The 24,471-nt window shown below is 63.2% G+C and carries 26 protein-coding genes and 1 tRNA gene; 16 read left to right on the top strand and 11 right to left on the bottom strand.

All coding sequences use genetic code 11. From position 1 onward, the window contains the following. The first annotated feature begins 2 nt into the window (after positions 1-2). Complete coding sequence (locus tag ACGKZZ_RS05690; protein ID WP_411222512.1) at positions 3-980, top strand: pirin family protein; 978 nt, start codon at positions 3-5, stop codon at positions 978-980. A gap of 167 nt (positions 981-1,147) precedes the next feature. Here ACGKZZ_RS05690 and htpX read toward each other — a convergent pair whose 3' ends face one another. The 3 genes from htpX to ACGKZZ_RS05675 form a co-directional block, all read right to left on the bottom strand. Further along, positions 1,148-2,071 carry a zinc metalloprotease HtpX gene (gene htpX / locus ACGKZZ_RS05685; protein WP_411222511.1) on the bottom strand — a complete coding sequence of 308 codons (924 nt, stop codon included), beginning with the start codon at positions 2,069-2,071 and terminating at the stop codon, positions 1,148-1,150. A 217-nt stretch (positions 2,072-2,288) separates the two neighbouring features. After that, positions 2,289-2,378, bottom strand: a tRNA-Ser gene (locus tag ACGKZZ_RS05680). Between the two features lie 293 nt (positions 2,379-2,671). Next, positions 2,672-3,694 (bottom strand): CPBP family intramembrane glutamic endopeptidase, encoded by a 1,023-nt coding sequence (locus ACGKZZ_RS05675; protein WP_411222510.1) that lies wholly within the window; start codon positions 3,692-3,694, stop codon positions 2,672-2,674. Between the two features lie 217 nt (positions 3,695-3,911). On the opposite strand from ACGKZZ_RS05675, the gene ACGKZZ_RS05670 reads away from it, so the two are divergent. Genes ACGKZZ_RS05670 through ACGKZZ_RS05635 form a run of 8 tightly spaced genes read left to right on the top strand, consistent with a single transcriptional unit; the run spans position 3,912 to position 10,637 of the window. Beyond that, entirely contained in the window at positions 3,912-4,091 is a 180-nt protein-coding gene (locus tag ACGKZZ_RS05670) for a hypothetical protein (RefSeq protein ID WP_411222509.1), read from the top strand. Between the two features lie 27 nt (positions 4,092-4,118). Next, complete coding sequence (locus tag ACGKZZ_RS05665; protein ID WP_411222508.1) at positions 4,119-4,673, top strand: hypothetical protein; 555 nt, start codon at positions 4,119-4,121, stop codon at positions 4,671-4,673. A 16-nt stretch (positions 4,674-4,689) separates the two neighbouring features. Continuing rightward, a complete protein-coding gene (locus tag ACGKZZ_RS05660) occupies positions 4,690-6,420 on the top strand; it encodes a cbb3-type cytochrome c oxidase subunit I (RefSeq protein ID WP_411222507.1) in 1,731 nt (576 codons plus the stop codon). A 19-nt stretch (positions 6,421-6,439) separates the two neighbouring features. Continuing rightward, positions 6,440-7,321 (top strand): heme o synthase, encoded by an 882-nt coding sequence (gene cyoE, locus ACGKZZ_RS05655; protein ID WP_411222506.1) that lies wholly within the window; start codon positions 6,440-6,442, stop codon positions 7,319-7,321. Beyond that, a complete protein-coding gene (locus ACGKZZ_RS05650) occupies positions 7,309-8,163 on the top strand; it encodes an SCO family protein (RefSeq protein ID WP_411222505.1) in 855 nt (284 codons plus the stop codon). The genes cyoE and ACGKZZ_RS05650 overlap by 13 nt, the downstream gene beginning before the upstream one ends. After that, complete coding sequence (locus ACGKZZ_RS05645; RefSeq protein ID WP_411222504.1) at positions 8,160-9,713, top strand: cytochrome b N-terminal domain-containing protein; 1,554 nt, start codon at positions 8,160-8,162, stop codon at positions 9,711-9,713. Before ACGKZZ_RS05650 ends, ACGKZZ_RS05645 begins: the two co-directional genes overlap by 4 nt. Further along, positions 9,710-10,213 carry a hypothetical protein gene (locus ACGKZZ_RS05640; protein ID WP_411222503.1) on the top strand — a complete coding sequence of 168 codons (504 nt, stop codon included), beginning with the start codon at positions 9,710-9,712 and terminating at the stop codon, positions 10,211-10,213. Before ACGKZZ_RS05645 ends, ACGKZZ_RS05640 begins: the two co-directional genes overlap by 4 nt. A gap of 16 nt (positions 10,214-10,229) precedes the next feature. Further along, positions 10,230-10,637, top strand: a complete 408-nt coding sequence (locus ACGKZZ_RS05635) for a bacteriohemerythrin (protein ID WP_411222502.1) — start codon at positions 10,230-10,232, stop codon at positions 10,635-10,637. 38 nt (positions 10,638-10,675) lie between these two features. Here ACGKZZ_RS05635 and ychF read toward each other — a convergent pair whose 3' ends face one another. From ychF to ACGKZZ_RS05615, 4 genes are read right to left on the bottom strand one after another with little or no spacing between them, the layout of a single operon-like run. Then, positions 10,676-11,773 (bottom strand): redox-regulated ATPase YchF, encoded by a 1,098-nt coding sequence (gene ychF, locus ACGKZZ_RS05630; RefSeq protein ID WP_411222501.1) that lies wholly within the window; start codon positions 11,771-11,773, stop codon positions 10,676-10,678. Positions 11,774-11,809: 36 nt separating this feature from the next. Continuing rightward, positions 11,810-13,192 carry an MATE family efflux transporter gene (locus ACGKZZ_RS05625; RefSeq protein ID WP_411222500.1) on the bottom strand — a complete coding sequence of 461 codons (1,383 nt, stop codon included), beginning with the start codon at positions 13,190-13,192 and terminating at the stop codon, positions 11,810-11,812. A 48-nt stretch (positions 13,193-13,240) separates the two neighbouring features. Continuing rightward, entirely contained in the window at positions 13,241-14,131 is an 891-nt protein-coding gene (locus ACGKZZ_RS05620) for a nickel/cobalt transporter (RefSeq protein WP_411222499.1), read from the bottom strand. Further along, a complete protein-coding gene (locus tag ACGKZZ_RS05615; protein ID WP_411222498.1) occupies positions 14,110-14,745 on the bottom strand; it encodes a DUF1007 family protein in 636 nt (211 codons plus the stop codon). Before ACGKZZ_RS05615 ends, ACGKZZ_RS05620 begins: the two co-directional genes overlap by 22 nt. 201 nt (positions 14,746-14,946) lie before the next feature. Here ACGKZZ_RS05615 and trpA point away from each other — a divergent pair, with 201 nt between their 5' ends. Together trpA and ACGKZZ_RS05605 are read left to right on the top strand one after the other, a co-directional pair. Next, entirely contained in the window at positions 14,947-15,738 is a 792-nt protein-coding gene (trpA, locus tag ACGKZZ_RS05610; protein WP_411222497.1) for a tryptophan synthase subunit alpha, read from the top strand. 78 nt (positions 15,739-15,816) lie between these two features. Continuing rightward, positions 15,817-16,983, top strand: a complete 1,167-nt coding sequence (locus tag ACGKZZ_RS05605; protein WP_411222496.1) for an L-lactate dehydrogenase — start codon at positions 15,817-15,819, stop codon at positions 16,981-16,983. Positions 16,984-17,343: 360 nt separating this feature from the next. Here the strand turns inward: ACGKZZ_RS05605 and ACGKZZ_RS05600 are convergent, their stop codons facing one another. Further along, complete coding sequence (locus ACGKZZ_RS05600) at positions 17,344-18,492, bottom strand: MFS transporter (RefSeq protein ID WP_411222495.1); 1,149 nt, start codon at positions 18,490-18,492, stop codon at positions 17,344-17,346. Positions 18,493-18,669: 177 nt separating this feature from the next. Between ACGKZZ_RS05600 and ACGKZZ_RS05595 the strand changes: the two genes are divergently transcribed. From ACGKZZ_RS05595 to ACGKZZ_RS05575, 5 genes are all read left to right on the top strand, one after another. Beyond that, complete coding sequence (locus ACGKZZ_RS05595; RefSeq protein ID WP_411222494.1) at positions 18,670-19,323, top strand: 50S ribosomal protein L25/general stress protein Ctc; 654 nt, start codon at positions 18,670-18,672, stop codon at positions 19,321-19,323. Between the two features lie 148 nt (positions 19,324-19,471). Continuing rightward, positions 19,472-20,164, top strand: a complete 693-nt coding sequence (pth, locus tag ACGKZZ_RS05590; RefSeq protein WP_411222493.1) for an aminoacyl-tRNA hydrolase — start codon at positions 19,472-19,474, stop codon at positions 20,162-20,164. After that, entirely contained in the window at positions 20,161-21,198 is a 1,038-nt protein-coding gene (locus tag ACGKZZ_RS05585; protein WP_411222492.1) for a DUF2332 domain-containing protein, read from the top strand. Before pth ends, ACGKZZ_RS05585 begins: the two co-directional genes overlap by 4 nt. A 39-nt stretch (positions 21,199-21,237) precedes the next feature. After that, positions 21,238-21,618, top strand: coding sequence for a DUF2237 family protein (locus ACGKZZ_RS05580; RefSeq protein ID WP_411222491.1), 381 nt, complete (start codon positions 21,238-21,240; stop codon positions 21,616-21,618). 88 nt (positions 21,619-21,706) lie between these two features. Beyond that, entirely contained in the window at positions 21,707-22,597 is an 891-nt protein-coding gene (locus ACGKZZ_RS05575; protein WP_411222490.1) for a mechanosensitive ion channel family protein, read from the top strand. 10 nt (positions 22,598-22,607) lie between these two features. Here ACGKZZ_RS05575 and ACGKZZ_RS05570 read toward each other — a convergent pair whose 3' ends face one another. The 3 genes from ACGKZZ_RS05570 to ACGKZZ_RS05560 are packed head-to-tail and all read right to left on the bottom strand — an operon-like array spanning position 22,608 to position 24,392. Further along, complete coding sequence (locus ACGKZZ_RS05570; RefSeq protein WP_411222489.1) at positions 22,608-23,123, bottom strand: helix-turn-helix transcriptional regulator; 516 nt, start codon at positions 23,121-23,123, stop codon at positions 22,608-22,610. A 33-nt stretch (positions 23,124-23,156) separates the two neighbouring features. Then, complete coding sequence (locus ACGKZZ_RS05565; protein ID WP_411222488.1) at positions 23,157-23,558, bottom strand: hypothetical protein; 402 nt, start codon at positions 23,556-23,558, stop codon at positions 23,157-23,159. 24 nt (positions 23,559-23,582) lie between these two features. Beyond that, positions 23,583-24,392 carry a hypothetical protein gene (locus ACGKZZ_RS05560; protein ID WP_411222487.1) on the bottom strand — a complete coding sequence of 270 codons (810 nt, stop codon included), beginning with the start codon at positions 24,390-24,392 and terminating at the stop codon, positions 23,583-23,585. Between the last annotated feature and the right edge of the window lie 79 nt (positions 24,393-24,471).

Raw genomic sequence — 24,471 nt, 5'->3', positions numbered from 1 at the left:
CCATGAGCTGGAGCCCCTGCCCAGACCCCATTCCCGGCGACCGCGCGACAACCGACGCCATCGAAACCCTGATCGTGCCGCGCGCCGTCGATCTTGGCGAGATGGAGGTACGCCGCGCGCTGCCATCGAAGAAACGCCAGATGGTCGGCCCGTTCATCTTCTTCGACCAGATGGGCCCGGCCGAATTTCTCACCGACGAAGGCATCGATGTGCGCCCGCATCCGCATATCAACCTGGCAACGCTCACCTATCTCTTTGAGGGGCAGATCCACCACCGCGACAGTCTCGGCACCGATCTGGCGATCGAGCCGGGCGCGGTGAACTGGATGAAGGCCGGTCGCGGCATCGTGCATTCCGAACGCACCGCACCAGAGCGGCGCGCCACCGGACAGCGGCTGTTTGGAATTCAGACCTGGATGGCGCTGCCCGAGGATGAGGAGGAAACGGATCCGGCTTTCATGCATCACGGCAAGACCGACCTGCCGGTGGTGGACGCCGACGGGCTCAAGGTCCGGCTCATCGCCGGTTCGGCCTTTGGCGCCACCTCGCCGCTCAAGACCGCGTCGGACACGCTTTACGGTGACGTGACACTGGCCCCCGGCGCCCGCGCGCCGATTGCCGCGAATACCGAAGAACGCGCACTCTACACGATCCACGGGCAGATTGAGGTGGCGGGCGACACGTTCAAGCCCGGCGAACTGTTGGTACTGCGCCCCGGCGACGAGATCACCGTCACCGCGCTGGCAGACGGCACCGGCGATCATGCGCGCTTCATGCTGTTTGGCGGCGCGCCGATGGACGGGCCGCGCTACATCTGGTGGAACTTCGTCTCCTCGCGCCCCGAGCGTATCGAACAGGCCAAGGAAGAATGGGCCCGCGGAAGGTTCGAAACCGTGCCCGGCGACGAGGAGGATTTCATCCCCCTGCCCAAAGGAAAGAGCAAGGTCATGCGCGCCGAGGGCGGGGTCCATTACCCGTGACATCCAGGCCTTTATTGGAAGGCGGTTCCCGAATTGAAAGCGTCCGGGGGGTCGCCTGCCGGCATGGCTTCGCTGACCGGATAAGGCACCCCAGGCGACGCCACACCGACGCGGTGCAATCTTGTCGCGGCCAGCCACGGGTCTGGCAGATCAAACCATGGGCTTGCTCAGGACCACGGCCCCGAACGTCCACCATTCCGCGTATTGGGGATACGGCTGGAAGTAATGGGCTGCGCAGCCGCGCGCCGCTCATGGCCGGAATCGCGTGCCATGCCCCGCAAGGCCGCAACCCGGTTCTCCGTCGCCGGGTGGGTTGCGAAAAGACTGTCGTGCTTGTGAGCGTGCAGCGGGTTGATGATGAACATATGCGCGGTCGCCGGATTGCGCTCGGCGGCGTGATTGTCGATCCGCGCCGCGCCCACGGCAATCTTTTCAAGCGCCGACGCGAGCCAGAGCGGCTGGCCGCAGATCTCGGCCCCGGCCTTATCGGCGGCATATTCCCGCGTCCGGCTGATCGCCATCTGCACCAGTGCCGCCGCAAGCGGCGCGAGGATCATCATCAGGAGCGTACCGATCAGCCCCAGCCTTTCGCGTGAACCGCCAAAGAACAGCGCGAAATTGGCCAGCATCGAAATCGCACCGGCAAAGGTCGCGGTGACGGTCATGATGGCGGTGTCGTGATTGCGGATATGGGCCAGTTCGTGCGCGATGACGCCTGCCAGCTCCTCGCGGGTCAGGCTGCGCATCAGGCCAGAGGTCACGGCCACCGCGGCATTGGCCGGGTTCCGCCCCGTGGCAAACGCATTGGGCTGCGCCGTATCGATCAGATAGACCATTGGCTCGGGCAGACCCGCATTGCGCGCAAGCTCCACGGTCAACGCGTGCAGCCCCATGCGGTCTCCCCGCACCACCGGCTGGGCGTTGTGCATCCGCAAGACCATGCGATCCGAGTTCCACCAGGTAAACGCGTTCATGCCGGCCGCAACGACCAGAGCAATCAACGCACCTCCCGATCCACCCAGAAGATACCCCACGCCCATGAAGAGCGCGGTCATCGCCGCCATCAGCATCGCCGTCTTCACATAGCCCATCTTTGCCTCCGCAAAGTCATTTAGTTGAACCTCTGAAATATGGGGGAGCTTTCGAGCCGTGCAACCATCCGCGTGCTCCACATCGCCAATTCGACATGCGACGGTGCTGAAGCAGATGGCGTTTGGGGCGAGACCTTATGGCAGCGGTCAGACGTTCGCCCGATGCAGCCGCCACACGCCACAACCGTAAACGAAATCGGCACATCAGAAGCGATGATGGCGGAGACGAAGGGATTCGAACCCTCGAGACCCTTCCGGGCCTACTCCCTTAGCAGGGGAGCGCCTTCGACCACTCGGCCACGTCTCCGCCGACGCGTATAGCCAAGCAAACATGGGGATTACAAGGCTATTCTGGCCTTTTGCGGAAAAACCTTGTCTTGGTCGAAAAGTGGCTCAAATCTCAGTAAATCGGTCGGAGTGCACCGGTTTCGGGCAGGATTCGGGCCATTTCCGCCACCGCCACCGCACTCTTGGACGCGATGTGCAGAGTGTGTGATGGCAGCAGGCGTGGCGCTGCGCCCGCGAGGGTTGGAACCGGCGGCGAACCGGACGAGCGGCTTTCTCCTGCGCCAAGGAGCGATTGGAGTGCGACGCTACTCTCTACTGCGCCATATGGGATGCACAGGGTTCTGGTGCCGGGATAACATCGGTGACGCCGCTGTCGCGCGTGAACATCGCGTCGCGGTTCCACCAGACCACGACCAGGGTTATCGCCACCAGAATCCAGGTGTCCCACGGCTGTGCATCGGCCCAGAACGGATTGATCAGTTGCCAGTGGAACAGCATCGGCCACAGCAGGCTGCCGCGCGCGCTGTTGAAGATCGGAGTGACCAGAACCGCGAGAGTGACGTTGCCGACGAAAAAGGGCAGGAAGTTCCAGTCGGCAAAGACCACGCCCGCGAGGAAGAAGGCCGGCAGGTGCCAGATGCCCCATGTGGCGCCGATGATGAGGCCCGCCCAGAGCGGCGCCATGTGGCGTTGCAGCAAAGGTTGCATGACGCCGCGCCAGCCGAATTCCTCCACCGGGCCGAGAAAGAGCATCATGACCATGACCGCCAGGACCGCGCTCACGCCTTCGGGTGGTACGGGTGCAAGTACCGGCCCGCCTTTGAGAAGCGACCCTGCGACAAAGACGAGCGGCAGCACAATCAGGATGAACGTCACCCAGCCCCACGACCCGCGCCACATCACTAGCCGCAAGAGAAAGGCGCGCCAGCCCGGCAAGCCTCCGTTGAGATACACAACGAGAAATCCCGCGAGGGCCGGTGACCAGGTGGCGAGAAAGAAGAGCGGATGCGCGCCGCTGAGGTCGCCGAAAATCCCGGCCATCACGTCCGGGACGACGATATAGGCTCCGATGATCCCCCAGGTGAGCCCGAAAGTTGCAACGAGAAAGAGACCCAGAGCCGAAGCTGGTACGTCTGTCTGGAGAGAAGAAGCTGATCGGGTTGGCATCGCAAAAACCATCAATGTCATGAGCGCGTCGCCAGCATCGTCATGGCATGGCACGGAAAGCGCGCTGATGTGGATCAACCCGCGTGCGAACACTTTGTCCTCTGCCGCGAATCTCGACGCTCGTCCGTCGATTTGGGTTTTCGGATAATTGTCAATGATGCAGATCATATCGTCCGGGCGGTTTTGATTTACCGTTTGCGGGGTGGCCCTGTAGTCTGGATTTACTGGCAACGGGTTAGGCGCAGGACGCCTTGCCCATCTGGTAATACACTCGCCGGTTTTCCTCTTTACCCGATCACAGACCGCCGGTCTGTTCGCACTTGGAATGTGCAATCTCACCGAGCGGGACGCGGCATGACAGCCTTGTCACTCAGGAGGGATACATATGGACAAGAATGACACCACACATCCCGCCGCTGCACCGGAGCGGGACGAGCCGATCCCGGCCATGCAGCGCATCCTCGACAATCCGTTTCTGCTTTTGTTCATCGGCGTCACGATGCCGACGGTTCTCTACATCATCTGGGGGGTGATGGAAGTTGCCTCCGTTCCGATCGCCAACTGATCGCAAACCTGTCTGAAAGGGTGTGCCATGTCCATCAACCCTCCGAGCAACCGCCTCTGGTGGAAAGAGCCGATCCACGGCATCGAGCTGACATGGATCATCGTCGCCTTCTTGTGGGGGCTGTTCATGTTCTTCTTCATGATCGCCTGGCATTTCATCGGAAATCAGAACCTGTCCACGGAAACCTATCGCATCAATCCCGATCAATTCGTCGAGAAGGTCGAGGCCTTCGCGGATGAATTTCAGCTGCTGGACGCCTCGGGTGAACCGGTCGATATCGGCGGCATCCCGGTGGTCAGCCCACCGGCGGGCGGCGATGTCTACATGCTGGGGCGGCTTTGGGAATGGTGGCCGGCGCTGGAGCTGAAGAAGGACCAGAGCTACCGGTTTCACCTGTCATCGGCGGACTGGCAGCACGGCTTTTCGCTGCAGCCTGTCAACATCAATATCTCGGTGCATCCGGGCTATGAACACATCCTGACGCTGACCCCGACCGAAACGGGAGAATACGGCGTCGTCTGCAACGAATATTGCGGCATCGGCCATCACATGATGACCGGCATAATCCGCGTCGTCGATTAAGCGGGGGACCCAAGCCATGACAACCATTGATCACGGAGCCATCGGATACGCGGGGCCGGATGTCAGGTATCGCACCTGCCCGTTCACCGGACGCCGCATCGAACGCAGCGCCGAGCTGCTGATCCGCGCCAACGCGGTTGCGGCTGTCGTCTTTCTGGCGGTTGGCGGGTTTTTCGGCCTGTTGGTGGCGCTGACGCGCTGGCCGGCGGTTCAGCTTCTGCCCGCCGAGTGGTTTTATCTCGTGCTGACCGGGCACGGCGCCAACGTGCTGTTGTTCTGGATCGTCTTCTTCGAGATCGCGGTGCTCTACTTTGCCGCGACGGTGCTGCTCGGCTCGCGGCTGGCGACGCCGCGTTGGGCCTGGCTCGGGTTCGGGCTGATGATCATCGGCGCGGTGATGGCGAATTACGCCGTGCTGAACGGCGATTCCACGGTGATGTTCACCTCCTATCCGCCGATGATGGCCGAGCATTGGTTCTATCTGTCGCTGATCGTCTTTGCGGTCGGCGCGCTGATCGGGGTTTTCGTGTTCTTTGGAACGCTCGTCGTGGCCAAGGACGAAAAGACCTATGACGGCTCGGTGCCGCTGGTGACATTCGGTGCGATCACTGCCGCGATCATCGCGGTGTTCACGCTGGCCTGCGGCGCGATCATCCTGGTGCCGACATGGCTGTGGTCGATGGGGCTGATCTCGGGCATCGACACGCTGATGTACAAGCTGGTCTGGTGGGGCATGGGCCATTCCAGCCAGCAGATCAACGTCGCCGCGCATATCGCGATCTGGTACGCGATCGCGGCGATGGTCGTCGGCGCCAAGCCGCTGTCCGAGAAGGTCAGCCGCTTTGCCTTCCTGATGTATATCCTGTTTTTGCAACTGGCCTCGGCGCACCACCTTCTGGCGGAACCGGGGATGAGTTCGTCCTGGAAGATCATCAACACCAGCTACATGATGTATCTTGCCGTGATGGCGTCGATGATCCACGGGTTGACGGTGCCGGGCGCGATCGAGGCAGCACAGCGCCGCAACGGCTATACCCGCGGCATGTTCGAATGGCTGACCAAGGCGCCGTGGGGCAATCCGGCGTTTTCGGGGATGTTCATGAGCCTCGTGATGTTCGGCTTTCTTGGCGGCATCACCGGTGTCATTCTGGGCACCGAGCAGCTCAATGTGCTGATGCACAATACAATTTATGTGCCGGGCCATTTCCACGCCACGGTGGTTGCAGGCACCACGCTGGCCTTCATGGCGATGACCTATCTCGTCGTGCCGATCGTCTTCCAGCGCGACATCATCTGGCCGACTCTAGCGAAATGGCAGCCCTACCTCTTCGGTATCGGCGCGGGCGGCATCTCGCTCTTCATGATGGGGGCGGGCACGCTGGGAGTGCCGCGCCGTCACTGGGACATCTCGCTGGTGGATGCGGCGCATCCCTATGAATTCGCACCGGCCGCCTATCTGATGATGGGTCTCAACGGCATGTCCGCGATCCTCGCGGCCACCGGCGGGCTGCTGTTCATCGTGCTTGTCGTCGCCTCGATCCTGCGCGGTCCGCGCCTTGATCAGCCCGGTGCAAAGCTGGTGTTCCCGCTGCATGATGCGGGCGCTCAGGCGGTGTCGGAATATGGCAGCGAAGGCTCGCTCAAGATTCCCGGCACGGTCATGCTGGTCACGATCTTCTTCCTCACCTTCATTCTCTACTACTTCGTGAACTGGAAGTATCTGTCTGACCTCTGGCTGTTCAACTAAGGACGAAAAGGAAAGCGCCATGCTTGCCGCCCTGAACATGACCGTCTCGATACTCAAGCTGCGGATCGGCTTCTTCATTGCCCTGGCCGCACTTGTCGGGGTGATGACCGGGGGCGGCGAGTTGGGCGTGATCGAGGCGCTGGTCTTCGCCCTTGCGGTGCTGGGCGCGTCCGGTGCGGCGGGCGGGTTCAACCAGTATTACGAGCGTGAGAGCGACCGCAACATGGCGCGCACCCGCACCCGGCCCTTTGCCAGCGGTGTCCTGAAGGCCGGGCCGATCTGGCCGGTGACGCTGCTTGCGCTGCTGATCGGGGCGCTGCTGATGGCGTGGTCGGTCGGCGGCACGCTGGCCACCCTGCTCGTGTTCCTTGGCGCGCTCACCTATGGCGTGATCTACACCGTCTGGCTGAAAACCCGAACGGTGTGGAACGTCGTGATCGGCGGCGCGGCGGGCAGTTTCGCGGTGCTGGCGGGCGCAGCCGCCGCGGCACCGCAATTCGGCCCCGTCATCGGCCCGGTTCCGGCAGTTCTGGCGGCGGTTCTCTTCCTCTGGACGCCACCGCATTTCTGGAGCCTCGCTGTCGCCCGCAAAGAGGATTATCGCCGCGCCAACATCCCGATGCTGCCGGCGGTATCGGAACCCGATGTCTGGGCACCGGTGATCTTCAGCCATGTCGCGGCGCTGTTTGCGCTGTCGCTGGTGCCGCTGTGGCTCGGCATGGGCTGGGTCTATGGCGTCTTCGCAATCGCGGGCGGCGCGCCGTTCCTTCTGGCGGCGTGGCGGTTGCTCTATGATCCGACACGCGGGCCAGCCATGCGCACGTTCCGGGCATCGCTGGCGCAATTCGCCCTCCTGTCGGCGGGCGTTGTGCTCGACGAGGCTGCGCGATGGGCATTCTGACCCGTTATCTGTGCCTGTTATGGCTATTGGCGCTGCATGGCCCGGCGCAGGCGCAAGGCCAGCCTCCAGAGGTTCTGGACGCAAGGCAGGTCTACGAGATCAGCCAGGACGCGATCGGGCGTCAGGTGGGGGCGCATGTTCTCCATGACAGGAACGGCGCTCCGCTGGCACTGGCCGACCTGCGCGGACGTCCTTTGGTCATCTCGCTGGTCTATACCAGTTGCAGTTCGATCTGCCCGGTGATGACGGATCACCTGCACGACGCCGTGACCGACGCGCGCAATGTTCTGGGAGAGGACAGTTTCGCGGTCCTGACCTTCGGCTTTGACGCCAGCGGCGACAAACCGGCGCGGCTGCGCGCCTTTGCGATATCGCACCACCTTAACCGGCTCGACGACTGGCATGTGGCCAGCGCCGATCCCGAAACGACCGAGGCGCTCTTGCGTGATGTAGGCTTCAGCTGGCGCGACGCCGCTGGCGGCTTTGATCATCCCAGCCAGACCACGATCCTCGACGCACAGGGCCGTGTCTATCGCCAGCTCTATGGCGAGGACTTCCCGCTGCCGGTGTTCATGGCGCCGCTCAAGGAGCTTGTGCTGGGCCGCACGACGCTTTCGGTCGCGCCCGCAGACCTGTGGTCCCGGCTCACCTTCCTGTGCACCGTCTATAACCCGCTGACCCGCGCCTACCGGTTCGATTACGGCATCCTGTTCGGCATCTTTTTCGGTGCCGTCTCGCTGCTGCTGACCGGCCTCGTCATCCTGCGGCTCTGGCTCGAACGGCGGCGTGCCAGGCTGCGGGGCGATCTGCGACCGACGACCCCGAATGAAGTGGCAAGATGATGGGACTGCGGGCTACGCTGAAGCGTGGTTTCGATAGGGTCGAGCGTCCTTTGGACAGGCTGTTCGGCCCCGATTGGAACCCGCTTGCAAATCTGGGTCCGCTGGGCTGGCTGATGTTCTGGATCGTCACCGCCACCGGAATCTACCTCTTCATCTTCTTCGACACCGGCGTCATCAATGCCTATCAGTCGGTCAAATGGTTGAGCGAGACGCATTGGATTCATGCCGGGCTGGCGCGCAGCCTGCACCGGTACGCCTCGGATTTTCTCGTGCTTCTCATGCTTATCCATCTGGTGCGCGAATGGGCCTTTGACCGCTATCGCGGGCGGCGCTGGTTCTCGTGGATCACCGGGGTGCCGGTGATCTGGTTCGTCTACATGTCCGGCATCACCGGATACTGGCTGGTCTGGGACGAACTGGCGCAATACGTGGCGCTGACCACCACCGAACTGCTTGACGCGCTGCCATTCTTTGCCGAACCGATCGCGCGAAATTTCCTCACACCCGCAAGCCTGTCCGGGCGGTTCTTCACCTTGATGGTGTTCCTGCACATCGCCATTCCGCTGCTGCTTTTGCTGATGATGTGGATCCATGTCCAGCGCATCACCGCGGCACGCACCATGCCGCCGCGCGGCTTGAGTGTGTTGACCTTGGCGGCGCTCGTCATCGTGTCCTACGCCATGCCGGCGGTGTTGCAGGGGCCTGCGGATCTTGCCACGTTTCCGGTCACCGTCCGGCTCGACTGGTTTATCCTTGGGCTCTATCCGGTGATCGACATGGTGCCGCCCTCGGTGATCTGGACCGGCGCGCTTCTGTTCACGGTTCTGATGTTCGGCCTGCCCTGGCTGCCGCCCCGCAAGGACTCCGGGGCGGCGGAGGTGTTTCTTGACTTCTGCAACGGCTGCACCCGTTGCGAGGCCGATTGTCCCTACACCGCCATCACCATGGTGCCGCGCACCGATGGCGCGCCTTTCCCGCAGGAGGCCTTGGTTGACCCCGAGCGTTGCGTGGCCTGCGGAATCTGCATGGGATCGTGCCCCTCATCGACGCCGTTCCGCCGCTCCGGCCCTCTGATCACGGGGATCGACCTGCCCGACCGTCCGTTGAAGCAGCTCCGCGATGAGGTCATTGCCGCCTCCGATGGCCCGGGCGACGGCCGGGTGATGACCATCGCCTGCGAACATGGCGCGGCCAACGTGCCGAAGCAGGGCCGCGTGATCCTGCCCTGCGTGGCGATGGCACCGCCCTCGCTGTTTGACTTCATCCTCAGCCGCGATCTCGCCGACGGCGTTTGCATCGCCGGGTGCGCCGAACGTGAATGCTACAACCGCTTGGGGGCCAGGTGGACCGAGGAGCGCATTGCGCGAACCCGCGATCCCATGCTGCGCGAGCGCGTCCCGCGCGAACGGCTGCTGACCGTGTGGGCCGGTCCGAGCGAGCAGGCGCGACTTGAGAGGGACATCCACGCCTTTTCCGAACGGCTGACAACGCTGACGCCGATGCCGGGCAAACGTACCCTTGAGCCAGATGCGGTGGAGGACGCAGAATGAAAGACCGTCTGCACCACCTCGCAATGGGCGGTATCGCGACACTCGCGCTCGGCCTCGGTGTTGCATGGCTGTCGGCTTCACCTGCGTGGCAAAATGCACCCGGCGATACGGCGCTGCTGCGGCTCAGCTTCACGCATAGCGGCGACCGCAGCGCCAGCTGCCGCGACAGGACACCCGAGGAACTGGCCAAGCTGCCGCGCAACATGCGCCAGACCCAGATTTGCGACCGCAGACGCCCGCCGATCTATGTCGAACTGGAGGTTGATGGCGCGTTGATCTATTCTGCCGAAAGCGCGCCATCGGGCATCGCCGGGAGCGGTCCGTCACGCCTCTATGAGCGCTTGCTGCTGCCTGCGGGTGTGCATGATCTGACAGTCCGGATGCGCGACAACCCGGCGTCGAGCGCGTTCGATTACGAGGCGACGCGCAAGGTCGATCTGCGCCCCGGCCAAAGCTTCGTGATCGATTTCCGCAAGGACAGCGGCTTTATCTTTGAATGATGGGAAAGGGGGCGACATGGCACCGATTGAGTGGAAACCGGAATACAGCGTCGGCAATCCGTCCGTGGATCATGAGCATCAGGAACTGATCGACCTGGTCAATCAGACCGCATCGGCGATCCTCGACAACGAACCCGAGACCGATATCCAGGACAGCTTTGGCGATCTGCTCCGCGCCATCACCGCGCATTTCGCGCTCGAAGAGCAGCAGATGAAAGCCTATGGCTATGACCAGCGCGCCCAGCACAAGGGGCATCACGAACGCCTGCTCGACGATTTGCGCGACATCATGGATGACGCCGAAAGATCACCCGACAAGACCGCCGAGCGGCTGGCGACAACTCTGGAGGCGTGGTTTGCGGATCACTTCAAGACCCACGATGCACGCCTGCATGACCGTTTGGGGCCGCATCCGCACGACTGAGCACTTGCGTGGCAGGGAGCGCTGCCCCTGCGCGCCGGTCAGGTGTTGAACAGGAAATGCAGCACGTCGCCGTCCTTGACAACATAGGCCTTGCCTTCGGCGCGCATCTTGCCGGCGTCTTTGGCCGGGGTCTCTCCGCCCAGAGCGACGTAGTCGTCATAGGCAATCGTCTCGGCGCGGATGAAGCCCTTTTCGAAATCGCCGTGGATCACCCCGGCGGCGCGCGGCGCGGTGGTGCCTTTGGGAATCGTCCAGGCGCGGGCCTCTTTGGGGCCGACGGTGAAATAGGTTTCAAGATGCAGCAATTCGTAGCCGGCACGAATGACACGGTCGAGGCCTGGTTCTTCCAGCCCCATTTCGCTCAGGAATTCCTGTGCTTCATCGGTGTCGAGCTGGCTGATGTCTTCCTCGATCTGGGCCGAGATCACGACATGGGAATTGCCCTGTGCCGCGGCCATCTCACCAACAGCCTTCGACATCGCGTTGCCCTCTGCCGCATCGGCCTCGGAGACGTTGCAGACGTAAAGCACCGGTTTGGTGGTCAGCAATTGCAGCATCTCCCAGGCGCGGGCGTCTTCGGCATCGACCCGCACGGTGCGGGCGGGGTTGCCCTCTTCCAGGGCGGCCAGCGCGGCGCGCATCAGGCGTTCCTGCTGCACCGCTTCCTTGTCGCCGCCGCGCACCTTGCGGGTGATGTTCTGCAAGCGCTTTTCGATGCTTTCGATGTCGGCCAGCATCAACTCGGTCTCGATGGTTTCCGCATCTGCCACCGGGTCAACACGGCCATCCACATGCACCACGTCGCCGTCTTCAAAGCAGCGCAGCACATGGGCGATGGCATCGACCTCGCGGATATTGGCGAGGAACTGGTTGCCCAGACCTTCGCCCTTTGACGCGCCCTTCACGAGGCCCGCGATATCGACAAAGGTGATCCGCGTCGGGATGATCTGTTTGGAGCCGGCGATTCCCGCCAGCTTATCAAGCCGCGCGTCGGGCACCGCCACGTCGCCCACGTTGGGTTCGATGGTGCAGAAGGGAAAGTTCGCCGCCTGTGCCGCCGCTGTCTTGGTCAGCGCGTTGAAGAGCGTTGACTTGCCCACATTGGGCAAGCCCACGATACCTACCTTGAAACCCATGCCCGTCTCTCCTGCGCTGGCAAATTCGGGCCGCTTCTATGCGGTCGTGCCCTGTCCTGCAAGGCGGCTGAAGCCGGGAAGGATGCGAAGCCAGAACCGGTGGTTGAGCAGCACCGCCGCGACTGCAAGACCGACGACAAGGCCACCCCAGACGCCCGCCCCGTCAAAGTCGAACACGAAGCCCAGAACATACGCCGCGGGCAAGCCGAGCCCCCAGTACGAGACGGCCGCAAACCACATCGGCACGCGGGTGTCCTGAACGCCGCGCAACAGGCCCAGCGCCACGACTTGCGCGCCGTCGACGAACTGAAAGAGCGCCGCCATGATCAGCAGGACGGTGCCCACCTCGATGATCTCGGCGCGGGCCGGATCGCCCGGATCGAGGAAGATCGTGATCAGCGGTTCGGGGATCGCGATGAACAGGATGATCGTCGCCACCGACACCAGCCCCGACAGCCCGAGTGCCACCGCTCCGCCGCGCGCCATGTGCACCCAGTCGCGCCGCCCGAAGGCGTTGCCCGCGCGCACCGTTCCGGCATTGGACAGACCGAGATGCAGCATGAACATCATCGACGCCAGTTGCAGCGCGATGCCATGCGCGGCCAGCGGGATCGTCCCGATCCAGCCCATCATCACGGCGGACGCTGCGAACAGGCCAACCTCGGACAAGGTCGTGAGGCCGATGGGCCAGCCCAGACGGAACACCGTGGCGAACATATCCCAGTCGGATTTCCAGATCCGCTGGAACAGTGAATGCTGCGGCACCCAGAGCAGGATATAGCCAATCGTCACCATCGCCGAGAACACATGTGTGCTGAGCGAGGCAATGGCAGCGCCGCGGATGCCCAGTTCGGGAAAACCGAAATTGCCGAAAATCAGCGCATAGTTGGCGATGGCGTTGAAGGGGACGGCAACAACCGTCACCCAGAACACGACTTGCGTCTTTTCCAGCGCCGCCAGATAGCTCTTGAGCGTCATCGTCACCAGCGCGGGCAACAGCCCGAAGATCAGCACCCGCAGGTAGATCTGTGCATCGGCGGCAAGCTCCGGTGCCTGACCGAGCGCCCGCAGCACCGCGTCCGACCACCAGAGCAGCGGAAACACCGCCGCGCAGAACAACGCCGACAGCCACAATCCCATGCGGGTGGAGCGGCGCACGCTTTGCTCGTCATCCTCGGCCTGATACTTGGCGACCATCGGCATCACCGCCCAGGCGAAACCCGATCCGGCGAGGAACAGCGTCATAAACAGGGTGCTGGCCAAAGTGACCGTCGCCAGCGCCTCGGCGCCGTACCAGCCGACCATGATCGTGTCGGTCAGTCCGATGCCCATCTGCGCCATGTGCCCGCCCACAAGCGGCAGGCCAAGCACGAGAACGGCCCTGACATGGGCCGGATATGACATCAAGGGCGGTTGCATCCAACGGGATTAGCGCCGGGTGTCGCGTCCGGCAAGGGCTTTCGCCTTCTAAAGCGCGCGTATCAGGAATTGCGCGGCGAGCACGGCAATGATCAGACCGGTAGCCGCTTCGATCAGCCCCATCATGCGCAGGCTTTGCGGGCCGTTTGCCAATCGTGCCAACGCGCCCTCGCGCAAGGTGACCGACGCCACCGCCGCCGCCAATGTCACGGTCGCGGTGCCCAGCCCCATCGCCAGAGCGCCCAGGATACCGGCCAGGTGGATGTCCATCCGCACCGAGAGGATCAGCAGGAACAGCGCGCCCGTGCAGGGACGGATCGCAATCGCTCCGATCAGCAGCGCGGCGTCGCGGATCGTATGAACCTCCTGTGCCTGCTCTGGCGTCGGACCGTGGGCATGGCCGCAGGACTGGCAGATATCCGGTGGCGCGTGTCCCTGCGCGTTGCGATTGCGCCAAAGCCGCGTCCCGCCGCGCAGCGCCAGCCAGAGGCCGATGGCGCCGATCGCCGCATAGCTGATGGGGGCGAACCAGTGTTCCGCCGCACCGACCAGGGCCGTCCGGCCAAGGCCAAACAGCCAGACGCCGCCATAGACAAGGGCAATTGCCGTGCCTGCCTGCGCAAGGCTCGACAGCACCGCCAACGCCGACAGGCGCATCAGGTTCACGCGGTTCGCGACGCCATATCCACCGATCAACAGCTTGCCATGACCGGGGCCGACGGCGTGAAAGAACCCGTAGCCGAAACACACCGCAACAAGCGTGGCGAGCGCGCCCGGTTGCCCGGCGCGCAGCGCCCGCAGGCCCCGCGCCATGCCGGTTTGCGCCACGCGTTGTCCGTCTGCGGCCCAGCGTTCCAGCACCGAGGCACCGTCAAACCCCCACAGCCACAGCGCCAGTGCAAGTACCAGAACGGCGGCTAGTTGGAGCGCGGTTCGCATGTGATCGCGATGCGGTCGGAGAAATGGATGCCGATGCGCATTTCGTTGTAGATCTCATCCATATTGCCCAGTTCCTTCTCGACCATCGCCTGCGCCGCCGCCGCGTCGGCCTCGGCCACGGCGGCGCGACAGTCGGGGCGCGAAAAGCTGACGCCCTGGGACACATCATAGGCGACGTAATAGGTCGGATCGTATTGCAATATCTCGATGTCATCAGTCGGCACAGAGGGGATGTCGCGGTAATGGGTGGCGACGATCCGCCCTTCCTCGACCGCGATGCCGATGGGGCGTGGTCGCGGCAGGGCGACCGGATCACCGCCCGAAGTGACGTAGAGATCACCCTCGAACCCTTCGGGCCATTCGATCAGATCGAACCCATGCAACTGCTCCAGCTCGGCCGGTGTCAGAACCGCGTCGCCATCGGGGTCAAGCCCCATGTCCTCGAAGATCAGCAGCGTGAAGAAGTCATCATAGATCCAGGTCACGGTCACGCCCGTGACCTCGTCCGCGTCGTTGACTTCAAAGCGCAGGGCGGTGTCGACAAAGATATGCGGATGCGCGCCAAGCGGTGAGGCGAACAGTCCGGCGGTGAAGGCAAGGGCAAGTCGGTTCATCGCGTGATCAGGTACGGCGCAGGGATCGCCAAGGCAAGTGCAAGTGTCCGCCACCGGCAATGTTGCGCGCACATGGCCTGTCCTGTCGCGACGGGGTGAGCTGTTATCGGCCCGCGGGCAAAAAACCGGATGCATCCGCCTTGGCCATTGATTTTCCCCCACAGTTCCGGCACTCGGAGCCAAGCATCCAAGGAGACCGCCATGACCCGTATCGACGCCAAATTCCAAGATCTGCGCGCGCGCGGACAAAAAGCGTTTGTCTCTTACGTGATGGCGGGCGATCCGGATTTCGACACGTCGCTGGAACTGGTCAAGGGTCTGCCGGGCGCGGGTGTCGACATCATTGAACTGGGTTTGCCCTTTACCGACCCGATGGCCGATGGCGCGACGATCCAGCTGGCCGGTCAACGCGCGCTTGACGCGGGCATGACGCTGGACCGTACCCTGGAACTGACCAGACGGTTTCGCGAGGACGATGACACGACACCGATCGTGATGATGGGATATTACAACCCGATCTATTCCCGCGGCGTGGACAGGTTTCTGGAGCAAGCCAAGGCGGCGGGGATCGACGGTCTGATCATTGTTGATCTGCCGCCCGAGGAAGATGATGAACTGTGCATCCCGGCGCAGGCGGCGGGGTTGAACTTCATCCGTCTCGCGACACCGACTACCGATGACAAGCGCTTGCCAAAGGTGCTGCAAAACACTTCTGGATTTGTCTATTACGTCTCGATCACCGGGATCACCGGCGCTGCCGAGGCGCAGGCCGGTGATGTCGCCCCGGAGGTGGCCCGGATCAAGGCCAAGACGGATCTGCCAGTGATCGTGGGTTTCGGCATCAAGACACCGGAGGCCGCGCAATCCATCGCCGGAGTCGCGGATGGCTGCGTTGTGGGATCGGCCATCGTGGCCGAAATGGCGAAGGGCAAGCCGGTGGCGGACGTGCTGGCGTTTGTCAAATCGCTGTCGGACGGCGCGCACCGCGCCTGAGTGGACGCGAGCGGCATTGCGCGCGCAGGGCGGGATTGGTAAGCAAACCTAACCAATCCCACCCAACGGACCCGTATCATGGCTGTCATCACCGAAATCGAAGATCTGCGCCGCCTCTACAAGCGCCGCGTGCCGAAGATGTTTTTCGACTACACGGAATCGGGTAGCTGGACCGAACAGACCTTCCGCGAGAACTCCTCGGATTTCGACCGGATCTATCTGCGCCAGCGCGTTGCCATCAACATGGAGGGGCGCAGCACCGCCTCGACGATGATCGGGCAGGATGTGACGATGCCCGTTGCGCTGGCACCCGTGGGTCTCACGGGGATGCAGCATTTCGACGGCGAGATCAAAGCCGCCCGCGCCGCCGAGAAATTCGGCGTGCCGTTCTGCCTGTCCACCATGTCGATCTGTTCGATCGAGGATGTGGCCGAACACACGTCCAAGCCCTTCTGGATGCAGGTCTACACGCTCAAGGACGACGATTACATGCGCCGCCTGTTCGATCGCGCCAAGGCGGCGAATTGCTCGGCGGCGGTAATCACCGTCGATCTGCAATTGCAGGGCCAGCGGCACAAAGACATCAAGAACGGCCTGTCGGCCCCGCCCAAGCTGACGCCCGCCTCGGTCGCCAACATGATGACAAAGGTGCACTGGGGTCTTGGCATGTTGCAGACCAAGCGGCGGTTTTTCGGCAATATTGTCGGTCATGCAAAAGGCGTGAAAGACCCCTCGTCGCTGTCGTCCTGGACCGCGGAGGCCTTCGATCAGGCTCTCGACTGGGATCGCATCCGCGAGTTCCGCAAGATGTGGGACGGGCCGCTCATCATCAAGGGCATCATGGATCCGCGCGACGCGCTCGAGGCGCTGAACGTCGGCGCCGATGCGATCATCGTGTCGAACCACGGCGGGCGGCAGCTTGACGGCGCGTTGAGTTCGATCCGCGCACTTGAGCCGGTTCTGGACGCGGTTGGCGACAAGATCGAGGTCCATATCGACAGCGGCATCCGCTCGGGTCAGGACGTGCTCAAGGCGCTGGCGCTGGGAGCCAAGGGCGCGCATATCGGGCGGGCCTGGGTCTACGGGCTTGGCGCGAAGGGTCAGCAAGGTGTGACCGACGCGCTGACGGTGATCCACAAGGAGCTTGAAACCTCGATGGGCCTGTGCGGGCGCACCGATGTGAATACGCTCGACAAGGGAATCCTGCTGGTTCCCAAGGGGTTTTCCGGCGATTGGGAAGAGTGATCCACGCCAAACGCCCGGCGGGCCAAGTCGCCCGCCGGGGATCATGGTGTCGGCCCGGCATCTGCCCGGCAGTCACATGTTCCAGAGAAGAAGCGGCGCCGCCCCCGATGGGCCTGACGGTTCTCTCCACGTCCGGGATTCAACCCGTGACCTGTACCCTGGGTTTCAGGGCCTGTTCAGACCGGTCTCTCATGGTCAGCCTTCCGGCATGTGAGAGAGATGTCAGTTCCTCTGTCGCGGCTTGGGAGTGACCCTGCCCGCTCGGTGCGCACCGTGGGGGAAGCATCCGCGTCAGCGGTTAAGGCTTGGCAAACAGGGCGGGCGTTGCGCCTTTGCAAGAGCCTATCAAGGACTCCAGCGTCAAACTTCGCGTGGGCGGCGAATCAGGATCGGCACCAGCACCAGCGGCACGATGAACAGGATGCCGCCAATGGCGAGGAACGACACCCAAAGCCCGAAGGCTTCGGAGAGGAAGCCCATCATCGGCGGTCCGATGAAGAAGCCGGTGTATCCGACGACCGAGATGCGCGAAATGGCATGGCTGCGGTGCCGGTTCGGCACGATTCGCCCGATCCACGCATAGGCCATCGGCGCCACGACCGACACGCCGAGGCCAAGAATGGCAAAGCCCGCATAGGCCACCCAGAGCGACGGCGCGGTGGCGGCGATGATTGCGCCCGCTCCGGCAGTGGTGGCGGCCCAGCGGATGACATGGCGTTCCGACAGACGGTTGGCCACCACCTGACCGGCGAGCCGCCCCGCCGCCATCGTCAGGCCGAGGATCGCGGGGCCAAGGGCACCTTGCGCCGCACCGGCCCCGAGATTGCGCTCGAGATAGAGCGCCGACCAGCCTTCGGTCGCCTGTTCGGAGACAAACGCGATCAGGATGATCAGACCGCCGGGCAGCAGCAACGCCCACGGCAGGGGCGCGGTTTGCACATCGGTGTCGCTCAGGTCGGGGTCAGGCACCAGCGCGCGGGCGACTTGCACGATCAAGAGGGCGATCACGAACGCGACGATCCCGAGCACCAGCGTTGGGCCGAACCCGGCTTCGCGCGCCAGCCCTGTCGCGATGGCCGAACCGGCGTAAGCCACTGAAAACACGGCATGGTTGAGGTTCATCAGGCTGCGCCCGACCTGTGACTCCAGCACGCTGACCCGTCCGTTCATCGCCACGTCGAGCGTGCCCGACGCCGCCGAGACCGCCAGCATCGCCAATGCGAAGGTGACGCCGCCTGTGGCATGAGCGGGCAACAGGACCGCAAGCGCCAGACATCCGGTCAACACCGGAAGCCCGCGCATGCCCAGCGTGCGTTCGGCCAAGGGGGCCAGCCACATCGCCAGCACTGCGCCGATCGAGGCAACCAGCAGAGCGAGGCCGAATGCGCCGTCCGACAGACCGACCTGCGGTTTGATGACCGGAACCAGGGCTGCGAACGACCCCCAGAACACACCGACAGCCGCAAAAGCGGCGGCGGGGCCGCGGCTGACGTGGAGATCGTGGATCATGCTCATGGGATCGCGAGTGCCACGAGCGGACAAGTGCGTCCAGCCCACAAACCGACCCGTTCGGCCAAATTCGGCAGTGTTTTGCCTTGCCCTGCCGATGAAACCGGTCTATCGCGCGGGCTTCACGCGGGGTGACAGCCTTGGAGGCACCCTGCCCTTACAAATTGGAGACATATCATGGCTGGTGAGATTCCTGATCTCGAAGCTCTGGAACGGACGGGGACAGGCAAGGGCGCCGCTCGTCAGGCACGCCGCGACGGCATGGTTCCGGGCGTTGTTTTTGGCGGCGACAAAGATCCGCTCGCGATCAACATTCCCTATAACGTGCTGATCAAGCGCCTGAAGCAGGGGCGCTTCAAGTCGACCCTGTTCAACATGAAAATCGACGGTCATGACGATGTGCGCGTGGTCTGCCGCGACGTGCAGCGCGATGTGGTCAAAGACCTGCCGACGCATGTCGATTTCATGCGCCTGCGCCGCTCGACCAAGATCGCGCTGTTCATTCCGGTCGAATTCCTCAACGAGGAAGAAGCCCCCGGCATCAAGCGCGGCGGCGTTCTGACGGCCGTGCGCCCCGAGGTCGAACTGGTGGTGACAGCGGGTGACATTCCCGAGAAGCTGACGGTCGATCTGACGGGTCTGGACATCGGCGACACGGTGACGATTTCCGACATCACGTTGCCCGAAGGGTCCAAGCCGACCATCGACCGCGATTTCGTGATCGCCAACATCTCGGCCCCGTCGGGTCTGCGTTCGGCGGACGATGCAGAGGACGAGGACGAGACGCCCGATGCAGACGAAGTGCCCGCAATCGAGCAGACCGAAGAGTAATCGGCTCGCGCCTTGACACGATGACGGCCTCGCCCTGCGGCGGGGCCGTTTGCGTTTGCGACCCGCGCACGTGCAAAGGCGTTTTGCGCTTGAGCGGCGTTTGCCCTAGAGATGAGGCGACGCGGGACGCATGGAGTTGGCAGCGGCGATGAAACTATTTGTAGGCTTGGGAAATCCGGGCGCGAAATATGCCGCGAACCGGCACAATATCGGCTTCATGGCGGTGGACCGGATTGCTGCGGATCACGGGTTCGGCCCGTGGAAAGCGCGGTTTCAGGGTGACGTGACCGAAGGCCGTCTGGGGGCCGACAAGGTTCTGCTGCTCAAGCCCGGAACGTTCATGAACCGCTCGGGCCAATCGGTTCAGGCGGCGATGCAGTTTTACAAACTCGCCCCCGAGGACGTGACGGTGTTTCACGACGAGCTTGATCTGGCTCCCGGCAAGGCGCGCGTCAAAACCGGTGGCGGCCATGCGGGCCATAACGGGTTGCGCTCGATCCACGGCCATATCGGAGAGGCTTACAATCGGGTGCGCCTTGGCATCGGGCATCCCGGTCACAAGGACGCGGTCGCGGGATATGTCTTGCACGACTTTCCCAAAGCAGACGCTGAGTGGCTTGACGATCTGCTGCGCGGCATCTCGGACGGGGCGGCGTATCTGGCCGATGGCGACACCGGACGGTTCATGAACGCGGTTGCCTTGCGGGTGGCGCCGCCGCGCTCTTCGACGACGCCCGTCAAACCGACCCCCAAAGCGGATGTGCCGCGCCCCGACGCCAAGCCCGATCCGGCGCCCGACACCCGAAATCCGCTACAAAAGCTGGTCGACAGGTTCCGATGACCCTGAACGCGGTGCTGGAGGAACAGGCCGGACATTGCGCCGCGCTTGGCTCGCCTTTCATGGCGCGGATGTTGCCGCTGCTCGGGCAGGTCTGGCGCACCGCATCGCAGCTTGATCGGGCGATTGCGCGGTTCGACGGAGATATCGGGCCCAATGGCCATTCGCTTCCCCTGCGGCTGGCATCGGGGTTGCATGCGCTGGTTCTGACCGGACAGCAGCCCGGTCTGGTTTCCGCATATCCGCCCAACACGGTGTCGGATGCGCGCCTGAAAGATGTTTTGACAGATGCGCTTGTGACGCATGAGGCGTTCCTGATCGACTGGATCGCGTCGCCGCCGCAGACCAATGAGGTGCGTCGCAGTGCGGTGCTGATCGCCGGTGCGCATGATCTGGTCCGGCGGACCGGCGTTTCCCGGCTGCACCTTTCGGAACTGGGCGCGAGTGCGGGATTGAACCTGATGTTCGACCGGTTCGCGCTGGACGCGGGCGGCGTGCGCGTGGGGCCAGATGATGCCGCTCTTACGCTTGCGCCCGACTGGTTTGGCGCGCCGCTGGTCGCCGCACGCTTTAGCGTGAGCGAGCGGCGCGGAGTCGACCTCAACCCACTTGATCCCCGCGATCCGGCCAATGCGCTCAGGCTGCGGGCGTATTTGTGGCCGGATCAGCCACATCGCCTTGCGCTGACCGATGCGGCGATTGCGGCGAATGCCGCGCATGTGGAGCGGGGCGATGCGGTGGACTGGTTGGAGACACGTTTGGAAAGCCCGTCACAAGACCACATGCACCTGATTTATCACACGATCGCATGGCAGTACTTTCCGCCTGACAAACAGGCCAGAGGCACCGCCTTGATCGAAGCCGCGGGTGCTGATGCCACACCGGAGCGCCCCTTGGCGTGGCTTGCCCTTGAATCCGACGGCACCACACCCGGCGCCGCGATCACCGCGCGGCTTTGGCCCGGAGACCACCGCATTTCGCTTGGGCGCGCGGATTTTCATGGCCGCTGGGTGGATTGGAACCCGGATCAGCCCTAGACTCCGAAAAAGTGCAACCAACCACGCGCGGAGGCCAAAATGGAAAAAGACGACCCGATCAACGTACTGGGCAGCCCGTTGGAGCCGTGCTCGACCAAACCGCTGACCGGGTTTTTCCGCGACGGGCATTGCAACACCTGCGCCGCCGATCAGGGCAGCCATACAGTCTGCGCGGTAATGACGGCCGAGTTTCTGGCCTATTCGAAATATGTCGGCAATGATCTGAGCACTCCGATGCCGCAATTCCGCTTTGACGGGTTGAAAGCGGGGGATCACTGGTGTCTCTGCGCCGGTCGTTTCCTGCAAGCGCATGACGAGGGGTGCGCGCCCAAGGTCAATCTACGCGCCACGCACCAGCGTGCTCTGGACATCGTTCCGCTGGCGGTGCTGGAACAGCATGACGTCGGAGCACAGAGCTAGACACAAGCGCATCGAGCGGCACGGCGGTGGAACAACATTGCGTCGCGTGCGTTGACAGACTTCAACCGATCAGAACGGACGGAACTGCATGGACTCAGCCTTGGAAAACATCAGCCCTGTCCGAATTCTCTATGACCAGATCGAGACGCTTGCACGCGATGCGATCGCGCTGTTGCCCAATCTGATTGCTGCGCTGTTCATCCTGCTGATCACCGCGTTGGTTGCATATGGCCTGACGCGTCTGGTGCGGGGCATCCTCAAACGCTCAAAACGCCGCCCCTCGCTGGTGAGCGCGGTTGGCACGCTGGTGCGCCTGTTGGTCTGGGCGTTCGGTGTGATGATCGCGCTGACGGTGTTGTTTCCCAATCTGACGCCGACGAAACTGCTGGCCGGTCTTGGGATCGGGTCGATTGCAGTCGGCCTGGCGTTCAAGGACGTGTTCGAGAACTTCCTGGCCGGCTTTCTGATCCTGTTGCGCAAGCCGATGCGCATCGGTGATGACATCGAGTGCAACGATCTGAGCGGGCGGGTCGAACAGATCACCATCCGCGACACGTTTCTGCGCAAGCGCTCGGGCGAGCTTTTGCTGGTGCCCAATTCGTTTATCTACAAGAACCCCGTCTGCGTGCTCACCGACACGCCGTTGCGGCGGATCAAGGTTGTGGTGGGCGTGGCCTATGGTGAAGACGTGGACGCCGCGCGCGAGGTGATCACGGACGCGGTGACGGCTTTGGAGACGGTTTCGGATGAAAAGCCGGTTCAGGTGTTCGCCACGACGTTCAATTCCTCGTCCATCGACTTTGACGTGCGCTGGTGGACAACCAGCACGCCGCTGGGCGAACACAGATCGCGCGACGAGGTTGTCGCGGCGATCAAACGCGCGCTGGACGATGCGGGCATCGAAATCCCGTTCCCCTATCGGACACTGACATTCAACGAACCGCTGTCGCTGGCGCAGGCCGGCGACGCAGAGGAGTGAGGCGGTTGTTCTAGATCACGGGTTGATCCGCCGCCGGAGTTTGCAGCGGGTCGCCCATCAGATCGTCTATGAACAGGCTGAGCAATTGCGGCCGCCCGGACACGCCCGCCTTTCGATAGATCGCGTTGGTCTGGGCCTTGACGGTGCCTTCGGAGGTCTTGCGCAGGTTGGCGATTTCGGCGGTACTGAGACCCTTGATCGAAAACAGTGCCACATCGCGCTCTGCCGGGGTCAATTCCCAATCGGCAAACCGTTCAAACAGCACGTCCATGAAAGCACCGGAGGCCAGACGCAGCTTTTCTTCCGCCTCGCGCTGACGGGTGACGGAGCGCACCAGCAAGGTCGATGTGGCGGCGACACCGATGGTCAGGCCAAGCGCCGCGCCGATCTCCATCATCTCGTACAGCGCCCAGGACACGGGCGCATAGCGGATGCCCAGAAGCGGCGCGAAGATATCCCATAGAAAGAACGCGGCACAGACGAGCTGAACCGCGAGAAGCAGCGCAAAGCCGACCTGCCCCCTCACAAACGCGGACTTCGCGCAGAGGCGGCGCAGCGATCAATCGTCATCGTCATCATCATCGTCGCCATCGTCATCGTCGTCGCCATCGTCGTCATCATCGTCATCGTCGTCATCGTCGTCACCGTCCTGACCGGTGCCCGAACCCGCGTCGTCGTGATCGCCCGCGCCCTGGCGGGAACGCCCGTCGTCATGCGCCTGTTGAACGTAGTCGCGCAAAATCACGCCTGTGGACGGGTTCAGAATGATCTCGCGCTCGCCGATCGTGCCGCTGGCATAGATGCGGATGCGGCCGAGAAACGTGCGCGAAATCCGGATGTTGCGATAGCCGTCTTTCTTCAGAGCTTCGACCACGCGCGTCTGCACGTCCTGCGCGACGGCCGGAACGGGCGTCACCAGCCCCGCGCAAACGAGGCTGGTGAGAAAGTGGCGGCGGTTCATCGCGCGCACCGTTGGGGGACTGGATCAATCGTCGTCATCGTCATTGTCATCATCGCTGTCGTCGTCATCGCCGTTATCGTCGTCGCGATCATCATCCCGATCGTCGTCGCTCGTGTCATCCCGATCATCATCGCTGGTGTCGTCCCGGTCGCTGTCGCGGTCATCATCCCGATCATCGTCGCCGTCAGTGTCGTCGCTGTCATCGGCGGCTTCCCAACCTTCGCTGATGACGTTGCCGGACGCGCTGTCATAGACGACTTCGTAATCGCGCCCGTTCTTTTCGCCTTCTGCCACAAATCGGTCACCGCGCTCGTCAATGTCAATATCGACGAAGCCGCGGTCTGCCAAATCGGCAAAGGCCGCGTCACGACTCTCGGCGGTTCCGGCACGCGGCGCGCTGTCCGGCTCCCAGCCTTCGCTGATCACTGCACCTGTCGCGCGGTCATACACCACCTCATAGTCGCGCCCGTTCTTTTCGCCATCGGCAAAGATGCGGTCGCCTTTGACGTCAAGGTCGATGTCGCGCAGGCCGCGCGCAGCAAGATCGGCATAGGCGGCGTCAACTGCCGGCGTGCGCTCGATCCGGTCACTGCTGTCATCGTCCCACCCCTGACTGATGATCGAGCCGGTGTTGCGATCATAGACCACCTCGAAGTCGCGGCGGCCCTTGTCGGCATCGGCGATGATCCGGTCGCCGCGGACTTCGACGTCAATGTCGGTAAAGCCCTTGGACGCAAGGTCAGAGCGGATCTGGTTGATCTGGTCCTGGTTTGCCTGTGCGCCGGTGGCCAGCGTGGCGACAAGGGCGGCAAGTGTCATACGTGTGACGGTCATGGTGTCTCTCCTGGGTCTGCCCCGTTCGCAAAAGGGCGTGTTGAAAGGCGTCTTGTCAGCGAACTTGCGGCGACCATGA

Origin of the sequence: Marivita sp. S2033 (genome assembly GCF_046592965.1) — a bacterium.
Taxonomy (GTDB): Bacteria; Pseudomonadota; Alphaproteobacteria; order Rhodobacterales; family Rhodobacteraceae; genus Marivita.
The sequence above is the reverse complement of the archived record's forward strand: the minus strand, read 5'-3'. Positions and strand labels throughout refer to the sequence as shown.